Below are 21029 nucleotides of genomic sequence, written 5' to 3'. Positions count from 1 at the left end.
TCGGTGTGCCGTGTCGCCGGGTGCGGGCCCGGCGGAGCGGTGTCCCGGAGGATGGGCGAATGCCCGGGCCGGGCCGCCCGAAGGCGGCGCCCGGCCCGGGCATTCGTACGGGTCAGCCATAGGCGTTCCCGGGCATTCACATGAGTCAGCCGTAGGCGTTGAACTCGCTGACGGACCACCAGGAGGAGTTGGTCCCGGTCTGGGTGACCTTGATCCAGCGGGCGTTCTGGGCGGGGAAGCTCGCGGTGACCAGGGCGGTGGTGCCGGTGCCGGTGGCGACCGGGCTCGTCCAGGTGGTGCCGTCGGTGGAGAGCTGGACCTGGTAGCCGCGGGGGTAGTCGCCGGCGCTGGTGCCGGCGTCCAGGCCGATCCGGCTGACGCTGTGGGTGGCGCCCATGTCGACGGTGATGCTCTGGCCGTTCGCCATGGCGGTGCCGGAGGACCAGCGGGTGGCGGCGTTCCCGTCGAGCATGTTCGCCGGCGCCTCCGTCCCGGTCGAGGCCGAGGCCGTCCACCCCGTGCGGGCCAGCTGGGTCGGGGCCGGGACCCCTCCGGCGGTGTAGGCGTTGAACTCGCTTACGGACCACCAGGAGGAGTTGGTCCCGGTCTGGGTGACCTTGATCCAGCGGGCGTTCTGGGCGGGGAAGCTCGCGGTGACCAGGGCGGTGGTGCCGGTGCCGGTGGCGACCGGGCTCGTCCAGGTGGTGCCGTCGGTGGAGAGCTGGACCTGGTAGCCGCGGGGGTAGTCGCCGGCGCTGGTGCCGGCGTCCAGGCCGATCTGGTCGATGCTGTGGGTGGCGCCCATGTCGACGGTGATGCTCTGGCCGTTCGCCATGGCGGTCCCGGAGGACCAGCGGGTGGCGGCGTTCCCGTCGAGCATGTTCGCCGGCGCCTCGGTGCCCGTGGACGCGGTGGCGGTCCACCCCGTCCGGGTGAGGGCGCTCTGGCCGCCGGGGTTGCCGGTGCCCGGATCGCCGGCGCCGACGGTGGTCTGCCCGGTCAGCCGGATGTCCCGGGAGGACGCACCGACGTACACGGCGTTGCTGCCGGTCGCGGTGGTCCAGCCGTTGTTCCAGTACTGGAAGCTGCGCGCGTCCAGCGTCACGCTCACGTGCTGGGTCTGGCCGGGGTTCAGCGTCACCCGCTGGAAGCCCCGGAGGTTCTTCGGCGGCTCGCCGGAGGCGGCCGGCTGCCCGACGTAGACCTGGGCGACCTCGGCCCCCGCCCGGGTGCCGGTGTTGGTGACGTCGAACCCGACGCTCACGTTGCCCGAGGCGTCCGGCGCGGAGACGGCGAGGTTCCCGTACCCGAAGGTGGTGTAGGAGAGCCCGTAGCCGAACGGGAACAGCGGGGTCCTGTTCTGCCCGTCGTACCAGCGGTACCCGACACCCACGCCCTCGGAGTACTGCACGGTGCCGTTCTGCCCGGGCCACTGCGCGGTGGTCGAGGCGGGTACGTCGGCGAGCGACCTCGGGAAGGTGACGGGGAGCTTGCCCGAGAAGTCGGCGTCGCCGTACAGCAGCGCGGCGATCGCCGCGCCGTCCTCCTGACCCGGGTACCAGTTCTCCACGATGCCCTGGACGGAGTCGGCCCAGGGCATGGTCACGGCCGAGCCGCTGTTCACCACCACGACCGTGTGCGGGTTGACGGCCGCGACGTCCGTGACCAGCTGGTTCTGCTCGGCGGACAGGTCGATGGTGCGCAGGTCACTGCCCTCGGACTGGAAGTCGCTGACGAAGACCAGGGCGGTGTCCGAGGTCCGGGCGGCCGCCACGGCCTGGTCGTGCGCGTTCTGGCCGGGCACCTGCCAGCCGAGCGAGGCGTTGCTGCCGCCGCCCGCCTGGTAGTAGTCCACCTCGATGCTCACCGGCTGGCCGGCGGTGAGCGTGACGCTGCCGGTGCGGGTGGTCGGTCCCTGGTTGTACCAGTTGTTGACGATCTGCTGGCCCCCCACGATCAGCCGGCTGCCGTCGTCGCTGTTCAGCGAGAACTGGTAGCTGCCACTGGTCGGCGGTGTCAGGGTGCCCGTCCACTTGGCCGACCAGTTGGTGGTGTTGACCCCGGGGGCGGGGGACTGCCCGCCCCAGACGTTGTCGATCGTCTGGTCGACGCGGGCGGTGACCACCGGACCGGAGAGGTCGGTGCTGTTGTGGTACTCGCCGTACAGGCCGGTGCCGCTGCCCGAGGACGGTTTGAGGTAGCCGGTGGGCACGGCGGGCAGTGCCCCGCCGGCCGGCGTCACGCCCTGGGCGTACGTCACCGTGCTGCCCGATCCGGCGCGGTCCCTGATGCCCTGGTAGGGGGTGACGATGTGCGGGGCGTTGACGTTCGCGCTGCCACCGCCCTGGGTCATCGCGCCGGCGCCGGCGTCGTCGCCGATCACCGCGACCGAGTGGCCGGAGGAGGCGAGCGGCAGGACCGAGGAGGCGTTCTTCAGCAGGACACTGCCCTCGGTGGCGACCTGTCGGGCGACCGCGGCGTGCGCGTCGCTGGTGACCACCGCGTCGGTCGAGCCGGTGTTGGCACGGTCGAACAGGCCCTGGCGGAACATCGAGACCAGGATCCGCCGGGTGTGGTCGTCGACCGTGGCCTGGGAGACCTGTCCGTTCGCGACGGCGGTGGTCAGCGCGGTGCCGTAGTAGTCGGCGCCGGGCATCTCCATGTCCAGACCGTTGTTGGCGGAGGCGACGGTGGAGTGGGTGGCTCCCCAGTCCGACGTGATGAAGCCGGTGAAGCCGAGATCACCCTTCAGGACGCTGTTCTGCAGCGGCCCGTTCTCGCAGGCGAAGGGGCCGTTGACGGCCGAGTACGAGCACATCACCGAGGCCGCCTGGCCCTGCTTGACGGCGGCCTCGAAGGCCGGCAGGTAGATCTCCCGCTCGGCCCGGTCGGAGACGACCGCGTTGTCGGCGGTGGTGTTGCGGTTGGTCTCCTGGTTATAGACCGCCAGGTGTTTGACCTGGGCCATCGGGCCCTGGCTCTGAATGCCGAGGATGTCGGCCGCCCCGAGCTGACCGGCCAGGTACGGGTCCTCGCCCAGCGACTCGAACGCCCGGCCCCAGCGCGGGTCACGGACGATGTTGATGGTCGGTGCCAGCACGACGTTGGTGCCCTTGGCCCACTGCTCGGAGCCGAGCACCTGGCCGTAGCTCTGCATCAGCGCCGGATCCCAGCTGGCGGCCCCGGCCACCGGCGCCGCCAACTGGGTGACGCCGGTCCAGCCGTCCCCGGCGCCGACCGGGCCGTCCTGGAGGTGCAGCGCGGGGATGCCCAGGCGGGTGTTGGCGGGAACGCAGCCGGCGTACCCGCAGGACGGGCCGCCGTGCAGCATGGTGAGCTTCTCGGCCTGCGTCATCGCGGCGAGCAGCTCGTCGGCCCGCTGGGCCGGTGTCTGGGCCGCGTTGGTCCAGGGCTGGGCGTCGGCACGGGCCGGAGCACCGGCGGCGGTGACGACTCCGGCGACCAGGACGGCGGCGAGAGCTGCGGGAAGGGTGGACCGGCGTTTCCAGCGGGGCACGGGAACTCCAGACGGCGGTGCGGACGTGGGGGCGGCCCGGGCGCTCTCCTGACAGCTGGTCCTGACGGCCGCTCCGGCGCGTCGCGCCGGTACCCGCTACGGCGGTGGGGTGGGGGCCGGTGTCGGGGTGGGACGGCGGTGCGGCGGTGGCGGCGGCTGCGCCGGGGTGGGACGGCGGTGCGGGTGCCGGGGATCGGGGTGGGGCCGGCGGCAGGGACGGGCTGGACGATCGGAGAGGAGAGCGCTCTCCTGACGGTACGGAGATTTCCCTACCGCGGCGGGCCTGTCAAGACCTCCCGCCCTCCTCGCGTGGTCGGTGGCTTCTCCCTCTCCCGGCGGCAGCTCCCACTCCGGGTGGTCACGGGCCCCTCGGCAGCCACGGATCTCCCGTCCGGCCACGGGTTCCGGCATCCGGTCACGTCCGGCGACTGCCGGGTTCGCCGGAGAACTCCAAGGCCACCGTTGCCGGCCGGCGGCACCCGGTTCACCAGCGGGCTTCGGTGCTGCCCCGCGAGGCGGGGCGACCAGTGGGAGGAGAGCGCTCTCCTCCGGAGGTCCGGGGGCGGCGCCGGTGTCGACCCCGGCGGCCCGGCTACTGCTACTACATCGTGGACCCGACCATCGTGATGGACCGCGGCTTCGAGGTGCCGGACAAGCCGGGCCGACCTTCGGGCGTCGGCATCCGCGGGGAGCGGCGGCCGTCCGCGTCGTGCGGTCCTGGCGCGGCGCCGGTCGCGCCCCGCACGAAGCGTCCGGGCGGTCGGGCACCCGCTGTGGTGTACGGCAGGATGTCGGGGGGCGGCCGGCGGGCGGCGGCCCGGGGACGGTGTCCGGACGGTCGGGGCCGGGAACGGGGGAGGGGCCGGTGGAACTTCGGCAGCTGCGGTACTTCGTCACGGTCGCGGAGGAACTGCACTTCGGTCGGGCGGCGGAGCGGCTGCTGATCGGCCAGCCCGCCGTCAGCCAGCAGATCCGCCGCCTGGAGCGCGAGCTGAAGCTGGAGTTGTTCGACCGGGGGCCCAGGCTGGTGCGGCTGACCGCCGCGGGGGAGACCTTCCTGCCCGCCGCCCGCGCCGTGCTCTCCGCAGAGGACGCCGCCCGTGCGGTGGCGGGCGCCCTGCTGACCGGCACGGCCGGAGTGCTGCGGCTCGCCACCATCACCGGCCTCGGCGAGCGCCTGGATCGCGTCCTGGACGTCTTCGAGCGGCGCGCCCCCGGTGTGCGGGTGGAGCTGGACGCGCTGCCACTGAAGGAGCGGTTGACCCGGCTCGCCGACGGCCGCCTGGACGCGGCCTTCGTCCGGGGCGCGGACTCCCGGGAGAACCCGGGCCTCGACCGTCATCCGCTCTGGGAGGACGAGTTGGTGGCCGCCGTGCCGGCCCGCCACGAGCTGGCCGGCCGGCCCTCGGTCACGCTCGCCGAACTGGCCGCGCTGCCGCTGCGGCTGACGGAGCGGCGCAACCACCCGGCGCTGGTCGACCTGGTGCTCGGCGGCTGCCGGCAGGCCGGGTTCGAGCCGATCCCCGGGCCGGTCTCCGGATCGCTGCAGGACACCCTCGCCGCGATCGGCGCCGGAACCCCGATGTGGACGGTGGTGTACGGAGCCAACGCCCGGATGCTGCGGATCCCCCGGGTCGCCTTCGTTCCGTTCGCCCCGCCGGGTCTTTCGCTGCCGACCTCGCTGCTGGTCCGCTCCGGCGCCCCCGCCGCCCCGGTCGCCCTGCTGTTGAAGGCCTGCCGCGCGGAGGTCAGGAGACCTGCGGCCTGCGACGATCAGGATCGGTGATCGTCGCGAGAGTGATTCGGGTCTGGGTCGAGCGGGGTGTCCCGCGGTGAACTTGCACCAGACGGCAGAGCGCACCGGAACCGACCGGGGCGCCGGCCACCGATCAGGGAGCAGACCATGCCCATCGTCACCGTCCAGCAGGGCCCCCGTACCGTCGAGCTCAAGCGCGACCTGGTCGCCCGGATCACCGACGCCTTCGTGGACGCCTACCAGATCCCGGCCGAGACCGTGCAGGTGTGGATCCACGAGGTGCCCGCCGACAGCTGGGCCGCGGCGGGCAAGCTCATCGCGGACAAGTGACCGCTCGCCCTCACCACGTGCGACGGCCGTCCGCATGCGTGTGCGGCCGTTCCGGCGGGCGGTCGACCGGACGGCGGCGCGGTGTACTTCTTCGAGAGCGAGCGCGGCGGTGCCGGCATTCCCCGGCGGCGCGGTGCGCAGTTCACCGGTCGGTCGTTCGGTGAACTCCGGAATGCGCCTGTCGGACGTCACCGTGAACGTGCCCGGCGATCGGGCGACCCGTTCTCCGGAGACGCAGAAGCGTGGCAGTACCGCGAATCCTCCCGGTACTGCCACGCGGCCGTTCCACGGCGGTTGAGGTCGTCTCGCCGAATACGCCGGACCGTCAACCGATCCGCGGTCGGGCGTTCCTGCGGTCGGCGGCCCGCGCGGCCGGACGGTCCGTGGTCGGCGAACCGGCGATCGTCCGTGGTCGGAGAACCGCCGATCGGCCGACCTTGCCCTCAGAAGAGGGAGTTCAGCCTGAAGGACGCGGTGCCGACAGGAGTGCCCGGCGTGAAGGAGACCGGAAGCGCGCGAGAAATGCGAGCCTCCCAGTCGATGGCGCCGTCGAGGCCGCCGTCGCCGTCGGCCGGCCGGTTCTCCTCGCGGACGCGGTAGTCGGGGATTCGGCTGAGAACCCGCTCGACCATGGTGAGGGCCTCCGCCTTGCCCAGGCCACCGCCGAGGCAGAAGTGGATCCCGTGGCCCAGTGCGAGGTGCCGGTTCGGCGTGCGGTCGAGGACGATCTGCGTCGGATCCTCGAAGACCTCGGGGTCCCGGTTGGCCGCCGCCCAGCTGAGGGCCACCCACTCGCCGGCCTTGATGTCCTGGCCGTAGAAGCACACGTCCTCGGTCGCCGTCCGGGACTGGAACGGCGCCGGGCTGTAGAAGCGGAGGAACTCCTCCATGGCGGTCGCCAGCCGGCTCGGGTCCTCGATCAGCACCGTTCGCCGGTCGGGGTGGGCACCGAGATACGAGAGGGTGCCGAGTACGAGGCGGGCGGTACTGGACACGCCTGCGATGACCATGGTGAAGCTCAGCTCCACCAACTCCATGTCGGTGAAGGGGCGGCCCTCGATCTCGGCGGTCACCAGCCTGGAGAGGAGGTCGTCCTCGGGCTTCTCCCGGCGGGCGGCGATGGTCTCGGTGATCCGGGCGAACAGCAGCTCGAACGCCTTGTTCGGCTCGAACCGGTCGTCGCCGCTCAGGTTGGCCGCGTCGGCGACGATGGCCGCGTCGGCGACCGGGAGCCCCAGGAGGTCGAGCACGGTCATCGTCGGAACGAGCTTGGCCAGCCCGTGGAAGAGGTCGGCCTCACCGGTCCCGACCCACTGGTCGATGCACCAGTCGGTGAACTCCAGGATGCGCGGAGCCATCGCCCGGACCACGGTGGGCGAGAACTGCGAGTTGAGGATCTTGCGGTACTCCTGGTGCAGCGGCGCATCGATCTCCGTGGGCACCCCGCGGATGGGAGTGGCGGGAACCATGACCCCCAGGTAGGGGCTGGACCCGTTCGGCAGATCGTGACGGGACGAGAACGTCCCCGGGTTCTTCGCGGCGGCGCAGACGGCCTCGTGGCCCGTCACCAGCCACCGACTGCCCTCGAACTCCCAGCGGGAGACCGGCCCGGGCTGCTCCCTGTTTCGCCCCGAGGTCTCCTCGCCCACCGATTCCCCTGCGGTGATGGATTCCTGAGTCATACGACTGGCTCCCCTCCGTGCCCCGTTGAGGCCCTGTCCGGAACTGAATTACGTCGACCGGCTCCCAGGCCGTGTCCGACTCGACCTGGGCCGGCCTGCATCCCCTGGGTGGAGCCGAGGAACTCCTGGCTCAACTGCCGTGAAATCGAGAGGCGAAGGCGGTCGAGCCGCAACGGCCGACCCCGCCGATAACCCCGTGGGCCGCTCCGGCCCCGCTTCCTCGACGGGAGGCGTCATTCGACCACGGCTCTCCCCCTGAGCGTCGTCCCATTCGTACCCGCCCGTCTCCGGCGCTGGATACTCGTGCCAAGATCCGACCCTACGTGAGCCCTGCCACCGCCGCCACCCCCAATCGGAACCTGATAATCCGTCATATCCGAACTGGTGGAGAGCTGCTGAAATGTCAGAATCCGTACACCATCAGCCAGTCCGGCGCCGCTCCGGCGCCGGACGCGGAGTGCGTCCTGCGGCCGAGGTCAATGCCGTCGTGGCCCGTTCACGGCAGTGGTGGTGCACCTGTCGTCCGTGTCGGGCCGGGACATCGGCGGGCTGCTGGTCCGAGGGGACCGCGGCCGCCGGGCGGGCGGCGGGATCCGGCCCGCGCCCGACCTCTTCCGCGCACCCCCCGGCGGTGCGCTTCGATCACGTGCTCGCGACCGGAATCGGCGGGGCGCGGTGGGCGCCGTGCAGACGCCGCGGGCGCCGATCCCGCACCACCGGCCGCTCACGGTGGAGCTGTCGCTGGACTCGGAGGGACTCCCGTCCGGGCTCCTGTCCGCCGTTCAGGTCTCCCCGGCCGGCCGACGTGGCCCCGGCGGGGCCACGTCGGCCGGGATGGGCGGGTTGCCGGGGGAGGGTCTCGGCGTCAGGAGACGCGCTTGAGCTGCCAGGCGTTGTCGTTGAGACTCGGGACGGCCGAGTAGCGGCAGCTGCTGCTGTAGTACGAGCTCACCTGGATCCAGCCCGACGGCTGATAGGTGGATCCGCAGGCGTTGACCACCGTCCCGACCGGCAGGCCGGTGAGCTGCTTGATCTGCTTGATGTTCGGGCTGAAGGTGGAGCCGCAGCTGGAGCTGTTGCCCCAGGACACGTCGACGTACCCGCTCGGGGTCAGGGTGCTCCCGCACACCGTGGTGACGTCGCCGGGGGCCGCCTGCGCGGGCGGCACCGTGAGGGCCAGCAGGGTCGCCGCGCCGCCCAGGGCGATGCAGAGGGTACGGATGCGGGGCATGGGTGGGCTCCTCGTCGTCGGGGCAGCGCCGGATGGTGTGCGCGCATCCTTCCTAACCTGGCATGCCCACGATCGAAAGTGGGTTTCCGGCCCTCGCCGGGCGAGGCCCGCGCGCCCCTCCGCCGGGCACCCTCCCCGGCGCGCGCCCGGCCGACAACGGATCTCCGCTCCTCGACGAGGTGCTCCCGGGCCGGTCGCCGGCTCGCGCGGGACGTGCCGTCGCTCGCTCACTCGGTCGGTTCGTCGCGGTGTGCTCCCGGCCAGGGGCCGGGTGCCGTGCCGATCTGCTGCTCGGCGGTCTCGGTGCGGCACACCCGCATGCCCCGGGCCTCGTAGTTGCGCAGCGCCGCCGGGCTGTCCAGTGAGCAGGTGTGCACCGTGACCAGGCGGGTCCCGGGCAGGGTGGGGTGGCGTTCGGCGAGGTCCCAGGCCCGCTGGAGGGTCCGGCCGAGGAGATGTCCGCCGATGCGCCGGCCGACGAAGGCCGGCAGCAGGCCGAAGTAGGCGATCTCCACCACGCCGTCGGCGTGCGGCTCCAGTTCGGCGAAGCCGGCGGGGGAGCCGTGCACCCAGGCGACCCAGATCTCCACACCCTCCCTGGCGAGGTGCTGCTCCCACTGCCGGTAGGTCCACGGCAGGCGGTCCGTCCAGGACCAGGCACCGCCCACGGCGGTGTAGAGGAAACGGGCGAACTCCGGGCCGGCCGACTCGGCGCGTACGAGGCTCAGCCCGAGGTCGGCCGGGGCCCGGCCGGGGCGGACCTCGTCGGCGGAGCTCTGTTCCAGGTGCCAGGTCGTCACGGAGACGGCGTGCTCACTCATCGGCATACTCCTTGGACGAACCACGGTGACTGGAAGGTGATCGTAGATCCCGCTTCGGCTCCGGTTCGCACCGGCCTCCGCTCCGGTCCGCGCTCCGGCCCGTGCCCCGGTCCGGCTGGGCCGGTGGCAGGGCCGTCCGGCTCGGCTGCGGCCGGTTCCGGGGTGTCGGACGCCGGCCGACGGCCCGGCTCCCCGATGATCGGTTGGATCGTCCCGGCGCGAGGCCGGCCAGACCTTCGGGAGCCCGGCGCATGGCCCGTTCGACCGCTGCACCGCGTGACGGCTACTCGGAACACCGCTGGAAGGCGCTGGCCGGGATGTGTGTCGCGGCCGGCATGGTCTGGCTGTCGTTCGCCGACTTCGGGGTGGCCGTCCCGACGATCTCCCGGGAGCTGTCGGTCTCGCTGGCCGCCCTGCAGTGGGCGAACAACGCCTTCAGTCTGTCCACCGGGGCGCTGGTGCTGGCCGCAGGTCGCCTCGGTGACGTGTTCGGACGCAAGCGGATGCTGGAGATCGGCCTGCTGGTGATGGGCGCGATCTCGCTGGCGGCCGCGTTCGTCCCGGGAGTCACCGGCATGATCGTGGGCCGGGCGGCGATGGGGGTCGGCGCCGCGATGATCCTGCCCGCCACCCTGGCGCTGATCCCACCGATGTTCCCCGAGGACGAGCAGCCGAGGGCGTTCGGTGCCTGGATGGCGGTCGCCTGGGTGGGTCAGGCCGCCGGGCCGGCCGTCGGCGGCATCCTCACCGGCGTCCTCGGTTGGCGTTCCACGTTCTGGATCAACGCCCCGCTGGCGCTGGTCGCCCTGTGGCTGGTGCGCCGCTCCGCCGTCGAGTCCACCGACCCGAACGCGACCCGGCACGTCGACCTGCCGGGGCTGTTCACCAGCGCGCTGGCCGCGTTCTGCCTGCTGTACGGCTGCACCGCCGGGCAGGAGAAGGGCTTCGACGACCCGGTGATCATCGCTCTGCTGGTCGGTTCGTTGCTGCTGGCCGGGCTCTTCGTGCTGCTGGAGAAGCACGTCCGGGACCCGCTGGTGGACCTGCGACTCTTCTCCTCCCGTCCGTTCTGCGGCGCGCTGGTGGCCAACTCCGTGATGAACATCGTCTTCGCCGGGGTCAGCTTCCTGCTCACGCTCTACCTCCAGGAGGTGCGCGGGTACGGTCCGGTGGCCGCCGGGCTCCTGCTGCTGCCGTCCACCGTGACCATCCTGCTGTTCAACCCGTTCGGCGGCCGGGTCTCCGCCCGGCGCGGTGCCCGGCTGCCGGTCGTGACCGGCGTACTGCTGCTCGGCGCCGGCACCCTGCTCGCCGCGAGCATCGGGCGGCACTACGACTACGCGATCCTGGCCGCCGGACTCCTGGTGCTCGGGGCCGGCCTGGGCCTGATGTCGATCCCGCTCTCCGACACCGCGGTGGCCGGGCCGCCCGAGGAACTGGCCGGTACGGCCTCGGGCATGTTCAAGGTCACCAGCATGCTCGGCGGGGCCTTCGGGGTGGCCGTGACGGTCGCCGTCCAGCAGGCCGTCGAGACCAACCAGGCGCTCGACCGGGCGAAGGCGGCCGGCCTGTCCGACGCGGACGCCCAGCAACTGAGCAACGCCGTCACCGACTCCAAACTCGCCGCCCAGATCCTCGGCTCCGTCGACCAGGCGACCGCCGACGCGATCAACGCGGCCTTCCGCGAGGTCGAGGCGGTCGCCGCGGGGCGCGCCATCGCCCTGGCGGGCCTGCTCGCGGTCCTGGCGGCGGTGCTCCTGCCGCTGATCTGGCGTCGGCCCGCGCAGCCCGGGTCGACGCCGGCGCCGACGGCGACGTCCGTACCGTCCGGGCCCACCGGCCGGGGCTAGCCGCCTCGGTCCTGAAGGCCCGCGAACTCCGGGCCCGGCGACACCCCGCACCGGGCCGCACCCGGCCGCACCACCGTGCCGGGCCCGGCGACACCCGGCCGCACCACCGTGCCGGGCCCGGCCGAGCCGCTCGTACGTGCGCAGATTGCCTTACTCGCCGCGGGTATACACCCGAGGTATACATCCGGTGTATGGTCCTCTCATGAGTGTTCCCCTGACCCTTCTCGGGCTGCTGGAGCGAGAGCCCAGCCATGGCTACGACCTCAAGCGCGACTACGACGCCGTCTTCGGCCGGGGTAAGCCCCTGCCGTACGGCCAGGTGTACTCCACGCTCGGCCGACTGGCCCGCGACGGCAAGGTCGTGGTGGGCGAGGCGGAGCCGGGCGACGGACCGGACCGCAAGCGCTACGTCATCACCGAAGCGGGCGTGACCGAGTTCGAGCACTGGCTCACCGACCCCGTCGCGCCGGAGCCCAACCTGCAGTCGGTGCTGTTCACCAAGGTGGTGCTGGCCCTGATGCTCGGCCGGGACGCCGAGCGGTACCTCGACACCCAGCGCGCCGCCCACCTGCAGCGGATGCGCGAACTGACGGAGCTGCGGCGCAACGGCAAGCTGGTCGACGCGCTGCTCGCCGACCACGGACTGTTCCATCTGGAAGCCGACCTGCGGTGGATCGACCTGACCGCCGCCCGGTTGGACGCACTGGCAGCGGAGGTGCGGCCATGAGCTCGCTGATAGAGGCCCGCGCCATCGAACTCGCCTTCGGCGAGACCCCGGCCCTGCGCGGCGCGAGCCTCGCGGTGGAGCGCGGCGAGGTGCTCGCGATCATGGGGCCCAGCGGCTCCGGCAAGTCGCCCCTGCTGCACTGCCTGGCCGGAATCCTCACCCCCGACGCGGGCGAGGTGCACTTCGACGGCCGGCGGGTCGACACCATGAACGAGGGCGAGCGCAGTGCCCTGCGGCGCGACCGGTTCGGCTTCGTCTTCCAGTTCGGCCAGCTCGTCCCCGAGCTGAGCGCCGAGGAGAACATCGCCCTGCCGCTGCTGCTGGGCGGCGCACGGCGGGCCGCCGCGCTCGCCGAGGCCCGGCCGTGGTTCGCCAGACTCGGGCTGGACGGCCTGGAGAAACGCCGCTCCGGCGAACTGTCGGGCGGTCAGGCGCAGCGCGTCGCCCTCGCCCGGGGCCTGGTGGCGCGACCGCAGGTGCTGTTCGCGGACGAGCCGACCGGCGCGCTCGACTCGCTCACCGGTGAGCAGGTGATGGACCTGATGGTCGGTGCCGCCCGGGAGCAGGGCACCACCGTCATCCTGGTCACCCACGAGCCCCGGGTGGCCGCGTACGCCGATCGTGAGGCCATCGTCCGGGACGGCACGGCGACCGCGCTCTCGGTGGGGCGGGTGGCCTCGTGATCCGCTTCGCACTGCGCCTCTCGGTCAGCGGCGGGCGGGAGGCGGTGGCCCGACTGGTGGTCATCGCCGCCGCGGTGGCGGTCGGCGTGGCCCTCCTGCTGTCGACGCTGGCCGCCATCAACGCCGTGGGCCGCGCCAACGAACGTCAGTTGTGGTTCAACACCGGTTCGGTGCAGAACGCGCAGACGGCCCCGGTGGACCCGCTCTGGTGGAGGGGACACGAGGACAACTACGACGGGCGCTCCCTGTTCGAGGCGGACGTCGCCGCGACGGGGCCCACCGCCCCCGTCCCGCCGGGGCTCACGAAGGTGCCGGCCGCCGGCGAGTACTACGCGTCGCCGGGCCTGGCCGCGCTGATCCGCGCGACCCCGGCGGCCCAGCTCGCCGACCGGTTCCCGGGGACGCTGGCGGGTGAACTCGCCGGCGCTGCCCTGCAGTCACCGGACTCGCTGGTCGCCGTCATCGGTCGCACGCCGGAGGAGATCAAGGACCTTCCCGGCGCCAGGACCGTCACCGCCATCTCCACCACGCTCCCCGCCGACTGCCAGGACTGCCTCGGTTCGGGAGTGCGCGGCGACGCCATGACGCTCATCCTCTCGGTGGTGGCCGGTGCGCTGATCTTCCCGGTGCTCATCTTCATCGGCACCGCGACCCGCCTGTCCGCGGCCCGCCGGGAGCAGCGGTTCGCCGCGATGCGGCTGGTGGGTGCCACACCGGCGCAGATCTCGGTGATCTCCGCCGTCGAGTCGACGGTGGCGGCCGTGGCCGGGACCGTCATCGGCTTCGGACTCTTCCTCCTGCTCCGGCCGGTCGTGGCGACCGTCCCGTTCACCGGTGACCGCTTCTTCGTCGGCGATCTGACGATCAGTGGCACACAGGCCCTGGCGGTGGCGCTGGGCGTCCCGGTGGCGGCCGCCGCGGCGGCCCGGCTCGCGCTGCGGCGGGTCACCGTCTCTCCGCTGGGGGTCACCCGCCGGGTGACCCCGCGTCCGCCCCGGGCCCGGCGGCTGATCCTCCTGCTCGCCGGTCTCGCCGAGCTCGCCTGCTTCGTCGGGCGGCGCCCGCCCAGCACGAACGGGCAGACCGCCGCGTTCCTCACCGGATTCCTGATGATCATGGCGGGCCTGGTGATCGCCGGGCCGTGGCTCACGATGGCGACCGCGCGGGCGGTGGCCCGGCGCACCGGTCGACCGGCCACACTGATCGCCGTTCGGCGGTTGGCGGACGACCCGAAGGCGGGGTTCCGTTCGGTCAGCGGCCTCGTGCTCGCCCTGTTCGTCACCAGTGCGACGGTCGGCATCATCGGCACCATCAACGTGCAACGCGGCGGGCTCGGCGGTGACGCGCTGACCCGGACGGCGGTGCAGCACGGCGCACTGCTGGACGAACCGCCGATGGCGGCCACCGTGCCGGAGCAGGTGCTGGCCACCGTGCGCGCGGTGCCCGGCTCCGTGGGGCTGGCAGTGGTGCACGCCAACCCCGGCCGGATCTCCCTGGACGTGGATCCCCGCGGCCATTGGGCGCCCGGGCTGGTGCTCTGCTCGGACCTGGCGCTGACTCCGGCGGTCGGCCACTGCGCGGCGGGGGCGAGCGTCGCCGCCGTCCCGCTGGCCGGCTTCCTCGATCTGCGGGCCACGCCGGACAAGGAGTGGCCGGCTGCGCCGATCTCGACGCAGGCCCTCGCGCAACTGCCGGTCCAGATGCTCTACGCGACCACCGACGGCTCGACGGCGGCGATGGAACGGACCAGGACCGTCCTGACCCGCGCCTATCCGGGCTACATGTCCAGGACCGTCGAGGACTGGGGCTCCGCCGCGCAGCGGGAGCTGGCCGGTTGGCGCCAGCTGGCGAACGTGGTGCTCCTGACCACGCTGCCGATCGCCGGCTGCAGCCTCGCGGTGAGCGTGGTGGCGGGCCTGTCGGACCGCAGGCGCCCCTTCGCGATGCTCCGGCTCACCGGCGCCCCGCTGAGGCTGCTGCAGCGGGTGATCGGCCTGGAGAGCGCGCTGCCGCTGCTGGTGGTGGCGCTGGTCGCCACCGGTACGGGCCTGCTGGCGGCGGATCTGTTCCTCCGGGCGCAGATGCACTACGAGCTGGTGTCGCCGGGCGTCGGGTACTACGCCCTGGTGGCCCTGGGGCTGGCGGCGTCGCTCGGGATCATCGCCTCGACGCTGCCCCTGCTCCGGCGGATCACCGGACCGGAGGCGGCCCGAAACGGCTGAGTCGCAGGCCGGGGCTGCTCGCCCGCCTACCGGGAGATCCTGGAGCTGCGCACCGGCCACTCCAGCTCCGACGCGGTGTTCGTGGACGGGGTCGGCCCGGGGTATCGGGCCGCGACCGCCGTGGAGCACCGAGCCGGCCGGCCACGGTCGACCGGCCGGCCCACGGCCGACCGGTCACCCGGCCGAGGGACCGAACGGCCGACCGGTCAGCCCAGGGGCCCGTTGGCGGCGCCGACCCCCACCGGCGCGGGCCCGCAGGCGCTGCGGACGGCGTCGAGCGTGGCCGCGACGGCCCGGGTCTGTTCGAGCGGGACGAGGTGGTGGGGGCGCCCCGCGACGGCGTCCTCCACGGCCTGGACCATCAGCCGGTACGGGTCGACGGCCGGGAACACCCTGGTCACCCCGTCGCCACCCGTGAGCCTGGAGGGGGCGGCGCCCGCGCAGAAGGCCGGGGCCGAGAGGCCGAGCACGCCCGCCGTGCCGGTGACGGTGAACTCCTCGGCGACGTCGCCGACGAGCGAGCAGCGGATCTCGGCGGAGCCCCGGCCGGGGAATTCGAGCCGGAACGCGGCCGCGCGGTCGGCCGAGCCGGGATACCAGTACTCCTGTACGGCCCGGGTGACGCGCGGGGTGCGCCAGCCGAACGCGGCCAGGGTGGCGGAGACGGCGTAGTAGCCGACGTCGTACAGGGCGCCGCCGCCGAGGGCGGGGTCGTGGCGGTAGTTCCCGGGGGCGGGAGCCAGGCCGTCGAACCGGGCGGTCACCTCGGTGACGGTACCGACGGAGCCGGCCGCGAGCAGGTCCTCCATCGCCCGGGTGCGCGGGTGCCAGCGGTTCCAGGCCGCTTCGACCAGCAGTCGGCCGGTCCGGGCCGAGGTGTCGATCATGGCGTCGACCTCGGCCGCGGACAGGCCGAGGGGCTTCTCGCACAGGACGTGCTTGCCGGCCAGCAGCGCCCGCTCGGCCCACCGGCGGTGGGCGCTGTTGTGGAGGGCGACGTAGACGATCTCGACGTCCTCGTCGTCGAGCAACTCCTGGTAGGAGGTGTGGGTCCGCAGTGGGCGCAGCGCGCGGGCGCGCTCCGGGCCGGCGGAGGCCACCGAGTGCAGGGTGGCTCCGCGGCAGGCGTGCACGGCGGGCGCGAGGCTCGATCCGGCGATCGAGCCGGCCCCGAGAAATCCCCAGTTGGCCATGGTCAGCCCCGGTCCGGGTCGGTCGGGCCGCCGTCGGTTGCGCTCCCGGCGTCCAGGCCCTCGGCCGCGACGAGGTCCAGGACGAGCGAACTCCAGCCGAAGGAGCGGGCGCCGTGCCCGGTGGGCTCCTCCGGGCCGTAGCACTCCCGGGTGCCGCAGGAGGCGACGAGTTCGCAGGTGCGGTCGGCGAGCGTCCGGGCCTCGGCGTGGTAGCCGCGCCCCCGCAGGCCCCAGTACAGGTACCAGTTGAGGTTGACCCAGCTCGATCCGCGGAAGATGGCCCCGGTGGCGAAGGTCGGGTCGTAGGAGGGCTCCGTCGCGGCGACGCTGGGAATCGGATACGGGCGCCAGAACTCCCGTTCGTTCAAAAGGTGTTGCTCGATCACGCGCTCCGCCGTCGCGCGGGGCACGGAGTCGAGCAGGATGGGGAACAGAGAGCCGGCCGTGAGGATCTCCACCCGCCGGCCGGCCACCAGGTCGATGTCGTAGAAGGCGCCGGTGGCCTCGTCCCAGCAGTGCCTCACCAGGGCAGCGCCGATGGCGCCGGCGTCCTCGGCGAGGCGCCCGGCCGTCCGTTCGGGCAGGCCGGCGATCCTGGCCAGCCGGGACAGGCAGGCGAGCCCGTCGGCGTAGACGGTGTTGAGCAGGACGTCGTTCCAGACGAAGCGGTCCCGGGTGCGCAGCGGCGACTCCGGGGTGCGTCCGGTGGAGTACGAATCGATCAGGGTACGCATGGCGGCGTGCCAGCCGCCGTGGACGGCGGACTGCGGCAGGTCCTGGATACCCAGCGCGGCATCGTACTTGGGGCTGCAGTCGAGGCCCGATTCGTCGGGCTGGTAGATCTCGATCAGGCCGGTGGCCGGGCTGGTGCGGTGCTCCTTCAGCCAGCCGAAGAAGGCGAGCACCGGCGGCAGGACCCTGCGCAGCCACAGCAGGTCCCCGGTGGCGGCGTACACGCGCTCCAGGGACCGGGCGACCACCGGCGGGGCGATGGTGACCGACCGCCACCCCTCCCAGACGTCGATCCTGAACTCGGCCGTGGCGCTCGCCCGCAGCTCGTCCTGCCACAGGACCATGTGCGGCAGGAACCCGGACGGGGTGACCGCGCCGACCAGGGAGCGCAGTTCCTCACGGGCCCGGCGGGTGTCGGTGTGGGTCAGCGCGATGGCGTGGTAACTGCTGTCCCACGCCCACTGGAAGGGGTACGTCTCGGGGGAGGGGCAGGTGAAGTCGTAGCGCCGCTGGGCGCCCTTGGAGTAACCGCTCCTGCGGTTGGCGCGCAGTGTGTCGCGCGCGGTGTCGGCGGCGAGAGAGCCGATGGTGCCGGTCAGCATGGTTCCGTCACTCCTTGGGGTTCGGCGTGCGGGGCGGCGGCCCGGGGTGCGGGTACGGTCCCGGGCGTGGATCCGGTGCCCAGGCGCAGGAGTACGAGGGCGAGCAGGAGGAGGAGTCCCGCGACGCCGAAGGCGAGTCGGACGCCGATCCGGTCCGATAGGGAGCCGAGCAGCAGCGGCGCGATCATGATGGCGGTGCCGACGAGCAGTTGGACGTGCGCCGTGGCGCGGCCCGTCCGCCCCGGGGCGGCGCCCACCGCGAGCGAGAGGGTGAGCGGAAAGAGGTTGGCGATGCCGAGACCGGCGACGAAGAGGCCGGCCAGAGCGGTCCAGGCGCTGCCGGCGGTCCACAGGAGCAGGAAGCCGGCTCCGCCGACGGCCAGGGCCCCGAGTACCAGGCGGGGCACCGGCCGGCCGGCGGCGCCGGTCAGGCGGCTCCCGGCCAGCCGCCCGATCAGCTCGCCGGCGTAGAAGAGGCCCATCGCCGCTCCGGCCTGACCGGTGGTCAGGCCGACGGCACCGGTCAGCTGGGGCGAGCCGTAGAAGACCAGGCAGAACTCCGCGCCGACCACGACGCCGCACAGCGCCCCTCGGATCCAGAAGACGGCGGGCAGCCGCCCCCCGGGGCCGGTGGCCCCGCCCGGTGCGTCGTCGGCGGGGCTCCGGGGCCGCAGGGGCTCCCGGCGGAACAGCACGTACATCACGGCGACCGCCGCCGGCGGCAGGAGCAGGCTCCAGTTCCAGGCGGCGCCGGCGCCCTGGAGGACCCCGATGGCCAGCGGTGCGACCAGGGCGGTGGCGCTGGCGCCGGCGTTCGCCTCGACGAGGGCGCGCTCACGCAGCCGTCCGTGGTGCTCGGCGAGGGCGGCGAGCGCGGTGGTCTGCAGGAGCGAGCCGCTGATCCCGCCGACCACCGCGGCGGTCAGTGTGACCGCGACGGTCGACCCGGCGGCCAGCAGCACCGACCCGAGGGCCAGGCCGCCGGCCGCCACCCAGTACAGCCGGCGGTGGCCGGCGCGCCCCCGGAGCCGCTCGAACAGCAGGTTGGTGAGCACGGCTCCGGCCGCGAAGGCCGTCGAGTGCAGGCTCATCACCGTGTAGCCGACCCGCAGGTCCTGGCGCAGCAGGGGGAGCAGTGGGCCGAGGGCGTACAGCAGGTAGGCGTAGACCGCCAGACCGCCGTACGCCATGCCGGTCAGCCGGTCCCGGACGAACACCTGCCCGGCGGTCGCGGTCGTCACGCCGAGGTCCCGACCTGTCCGGCGAGGGCCGTCCGGTTCTGCCGCTCGGCGGACTCCAGCAGCGCCTCCGCGCTCAGCATGGACGTCTTCATCGAGGCGCCCTCGCCGTAGTGGGTGAACGCCCGGTGCACGCCCTGCTCGTCGTCGAGCGCGACCCGGTTGGTGATCAGCGGGCGGGCGTCGACCAGTCCGGTCTCGATCAGCCGCAGCGCCACGCTCGTCACGTTGGCCGACCGCGCCATCGGGAACAGCCGGACGTCGAACGGGGTGGAGCGCAGCTTCAGCCCCTTGGCGAGGATCATCCAGGTGTTGATGCGCTGGGGCACGGCGGTCGCGCCGTAGATGACGTACACCCCGCCGGGGCGCAGCAGTCCCATCGCCTGCTCGCGGATGTCCTTGCCGGCGGCCAGGCCCGGCGCGTCCACGTGCGGGAGGGCGTCGAAGACGTAGTCGGCGTACTGGTCGTGGTGCTCGCGGACGAAGCCCTCCAGTTCGGCGGCCTGGGTGTCGGTGTTGAAGGCGAAGGACGCGCCGTGGGCCAGCGCGGTGGAGAGCCGCAGGCCGTTGCGGTCTAGCACCATGACCGAGCCGGCGCCGAGGTAGCGGTCCAGCACCTGTACCGCGAGCAGGGCGCTCGGGCCGCAGCCGAGGACGACACAGGTGTCGCCGGGCCTCGGCGGGTTGAGGAGCAGTGAGCGCAGCACCGAGGTGAGCGGCTCGACCACCGACGCGAGGTCGGAGGGCACACCGGGCGGCAGTACGACGGCGGCGGCCTGGTCCGCGTCGTAGAAGTTGCGCTCGGTGTACCAGGAGGTCTCCAGGCCGACCCGGCCGGGGAACAACGGGCGCAGCGCGCGGTATTCGGCCATGCCGCCGAAGTCGGTCTGCCCCCAGTAGGTGATCCGGTCACCGGGCTGCACGCTGTCGCGCAGCCGGTGGCCGACCTCGACCACCCGTCCGACGTATTCATGGCCGGGAATGATCGGCCAGGATTCGGGGAAAAGGTGTCCACGGAAGTAGGAGACGTCCGTGGAACATATCGACACGGCCTCGGTGCGCAGCAGGACCTCGTCCGCTCCGCAGTCCGGATCGGGTACGAGGGTCCGTACGAGTTCGCCGGGTGCGTTCATCAGGTAGGCGTACACGGGGCACTCCTTCTCGCGTCTTCGAGGGGAAAACGGGAACACGTGCCGTACGGCGGGAGCAGTGCCGAGAACGGCCGTTCCGGGCAGGCCTCGTTGCCTGGTGGGGCGTCGCCGATCACCGGAATCCCGCGGCACTGTCTCCGCGGATTCCGTGATCCGGCTGTTCGGACATCCGGTTGTTCGGAATTCGGCATTCGGTATTCGTCGGGCGGTGAGCCGGGTGCGGCCGTACGAGGTCGTGCGCGCGGGGTCGACGCCCCGGCGGTGACTACCGGGGCGGCGGCGGCCCGGCGGAGTCGACCTCGAAGGCCACGTCGAGGGCGTACCGGTCGCCCACGTAGCGCGACTCGGTGAGTTCGAGCGGCAGGCCGTGCTGATCCAGGATCAGCCGCTCCTCGGTGAGCAGCGCGGAACCCGGTGCGACGGCCAGCAGTTCGGCCTCCTGAGCACGGGCCTCGGCCGCCCGGATGGACGAGTGGCCGCGGGTGGGTGACTTGCCGAGCGCCGCGAGTGCCTCGTGCATCGAGGCGACCGCGAAGTCGGCCTCCAGGAGCCCGGCCAACTCGCCCGGGAAGACGGCCTTCTCCAGCGCGGTGGGCACGTCGTCGGCGAGCCGGACCCTGCTGATCTCCACCACCTGGGCCGGGTGGCGGAGCAGGAGCCGGGCGGTCTCCTCCTCGGTGGCCGCGCGAAGTGTCGCGGAGATCAGTTTCGACGAGGGCTTGCGGCCGCGTCGACGCATTTCCTCGCTGAATCTCACCAGATTCTCCGCCCTGCGATGGGTCGGGGGCTCGGCCACGAAGGTTCCTCGTCCGGACACCCGATAGACAAGATTCTCGGCGGCGAGTTTCTGGACGGCCGCGCGGGCGGTCATCCGGCTCACCCCGAATTCGGTGCACAGCTCGGTCTCCGACGGAAGCGGGTCGTGTGGTCGCAGCCCGGCGATTCGTCCTCGAAGCGCCTGCTCGATCCGGTAGTACCGCGGTGCGAAATCCGCTTCCATGGGGGCCTCCGTCAAAAAGAATATGCCGGGCAGCTGTATAGTCAACTAGCCCTAAGCTAGGACATAGCACATCGATTGGGAGCATAGCGTCATGCCCGGTGGGCTCCGAGTGATGTGATCTGGCCCACTTCGCGTGCACGGCCATTGACGCCCGCGCGCGGCGGTCTCGGGGCCGGCTCCGTGCAAGCTGTCTAGCCGTATAGACAGCTGCTTGCTACGGTGGAACCAGCCGCTCCCCCGAGCACCCCGTGCGAAGGGGCGGTTCCTGCCTCCCCACACCTGTCGGCGGACGGC

The 21029-nt window shown here is 72.8% G+C and carries 15 protein-coding genes; 6 read left to right on the top strand and 9 right to left on the bottom strand.

Features of this window, described 5'->3' with window-relative positions:
- Positions 1-145: 145 nt before the first annotated feature.
- Entirely contained in the window at positions 146-3517 is a 3372-nt protein-coding gene (locus OG823_RS03290; RefSeq protein ID WP_371477330.1) for a glycoside hydrolase family 3 C-terminal domain-containing protein, read from the bottom strand.
- Positions 3518-4382: 865 nt separating this feature from the next.
- On the opposite strand from OG823_RS03290, the gene OG823_RS03285 reads away from it, so the two are divergent.
- Both OG823_RS03285 and dmpI read left to right on the top strand, forming a co-directional pair.
- Positions 4383-5303 (top strand): LysR family transcriptional regulator, encoded by a 921-nt coding sequence (locus tag OG823_RS03285; RefSeq protein WP_371477329.1) that lies wholly within the window; start codon positions 4383-4385, stop codon positions 5301-5303.
- Between the two features lie 117 nt (positions 5304-5420).
- A complete protein-coding gene (gene dmpI / locus OG823_RS03280; protein ID WP_371477328.1) occupies positions 5421-5603 on the top strand; it encodes a 4-oxalocrotonate tautomerase DmpI in 183 nt (60 codons plus the stop codon).
- 443 nt (positions 5604-6046) lie between these two features.
- Here dmpI and OG823_RS03275 read toward each other — a convergent pair whose 3' ends face one another.
- The 3 genes from OG823_RS03275 to OG823_RS03265 all read right to left on the bottom strand — a co-directional run bounded on the left by OG823_RS03275 (position 6047) and on the right by OG823_RS03265 (position 9337).
- Positions 6047-7285 (bottom strand): cytochrome P450, encoded by a 1239-nt coding sequence (locus OG823_RS03275; protein ID WP_371477327.1) that lies wholly within the window; start codon positions 7283-7285, stop codon positions 6047-6049.
- An 865-nt stretch (positions 7286-8150) separates the two neighbouring features.
- Positions 8151-8516 (bottom strand): hypothetical protein, encoded by a 366-nt coding sequence (locus tag OG823_RS03270; protein WP_371477325.1) that lies wholly within the window; start codon positions 8514-8516, stop codon positions 8151-8153.
- 227 nt (positions 8517-8743) lie between these two features.
- Positions 8744-9337, bottom strand: coding sequence for a GNAT family N-acetyltransferase (locus OG823_RS03265; protein WP_371477324.1), 594 nt, complete (start codon positions 9335-9337; stop codon positions 8744-8746).
- A gap of 251 nt (positions 9338-9588) precedes the next feature.
- Here OG823_RS03265 and OG823_RS03260 point away from each other — a divergent pair, with 251 nt between their 5' ends.
- The 4 genes from OG823_RS03260 (at position 9589) to OG823_RS03245 (ending at position 14819) form a co-directional block, all read left to right on the top strand.
- Positions 9589-11187 carry an MFS transporter gene (locus OG823_RS03260; protein ID WP_371477322.1) on the top strand — a complete coding sequence of 533 codons (1599 nt, stop codon included), beginning with the start codon at positions 9589-9591 and terminating at the stop codon, positions 11185-11187.
- Between the two features lie 202 nt (positions 11188-11389).
- The gene (locus OG823_RS03255) at positions 11390-11914 is read left to right on the top strand and encodes a PadR family transcriptional regulator (protein WP_371477320.1); all 525 of its coding nucleotides are present in this window, start codon (positions 11390-11392) and stop codon (positions 11912-11914) included.
- Entirely contained in the window at positions 11911-12597 is a 687-nt protein-coding gene (locus OG823_RS03250) for an ABC transporter ATP-binding protein (RefSeq protein ID WP_371477319.1), read from the top strand. The genes OG823_RS03255 and OG823_RS03250 overlap by 4 nt, the downstream gene beginning before the upstream one ends.
- Positions 12594-14819 (top strand): FtsX-like permease family protein, encoded by a 2226-nt coding sequence (locus OG823_RS03245; RefSeq protein ID WP_371477317.1) that lies wholly within the window; start codon positions 12594-12596, stop codon positions 14817-14819. Before OG823_RS03250 ends, OG823_RS03245 begins: the two co-directional genes overlap by 4 nt.
- 206 nt (positions 14820-15025) lie before the next feature.
- Here OG823_RS03245 and OG823_RS03240 read toward each other — a convergent pair whose 3' ends face one another.
- From OG823_RS03240 to OG823_RS03220, 5 genes are all read right to left on the bottom strand, one after another.
- Positions 15026-16012, bottom strand: coding sequence for a Gfo/Idh/MocA family protein (locus OG823_RS03240; protein WP_371477316.1), 987 nt, complete (start codon positions 16010-16012; stop codon positions 15026-15028).
- Between the two features lie 2 nt (positions 16013-16014).
- Positions 16015-17346: an amylo-alpha-1,6-glucosidase gene (locus OG823_RS03235; protein WP_371477314.1), complete on the bottom strand. Its 1332-nt coding sequence runs from the start codon at positions 17344-17346 to the stop codon at positions 16015-16017.
- On the bottom strand, positions 17340-18587 hold the full coding sequence (locus OG823_RS03230; RefSeq protein ID WP_371477313.1) for a sugar MFS transporter: 1248 nt from the start codon (positions 18585-18587) through the stop codon (positions 17340-17342). The genes OG823_RS03235 and OG823_RS03230 overlap by 7 nt, the downstream gene beginning before the upstream one ends.
- Positions 18584-19732 carry a zinc-binding dehydrogenase gene (locus tag OG823_RS03225; RefSeq protein ID WP_371477311.1) on the bottom strand — a complete coding sequence of 383 codons (1149 nt, stop codon included), beginning with the start codon at positions 19730-19732 and terminating at the stop codon, positions 18584-18586. The genes OG823_RS03230 and OG823_RS03225 overlap by 4 nt, the downstream gene beginning before the upstream one ends.
- A gap of 268 nt (positions 19733-20000) precedes the next feature.
- Positions 20001-20735, bottom strand: coding sequence for a GntR family transcriptional regulator (locus tag OG823_RS03220; RefSeq protein ID WP_371477309.1), 735 nt, complete (start codon positions 20733-20735; stop codon positions 20001-20003).
- Positions 20736-21029: the final 294 nt, after the last annotated feature.

Source organism: Kitasatospora sp. NBC_00315 (assembly GCF_041435095.1).
Taxonomy (GTDB): Bacteria; Actinomycetota; Actinomycetes; order Streptomycetales; family Streptomycetaceae; genus Kitasatospora.
This window is presented reverse-complemented; position numbering and strand designations above follow the sequence as displayed.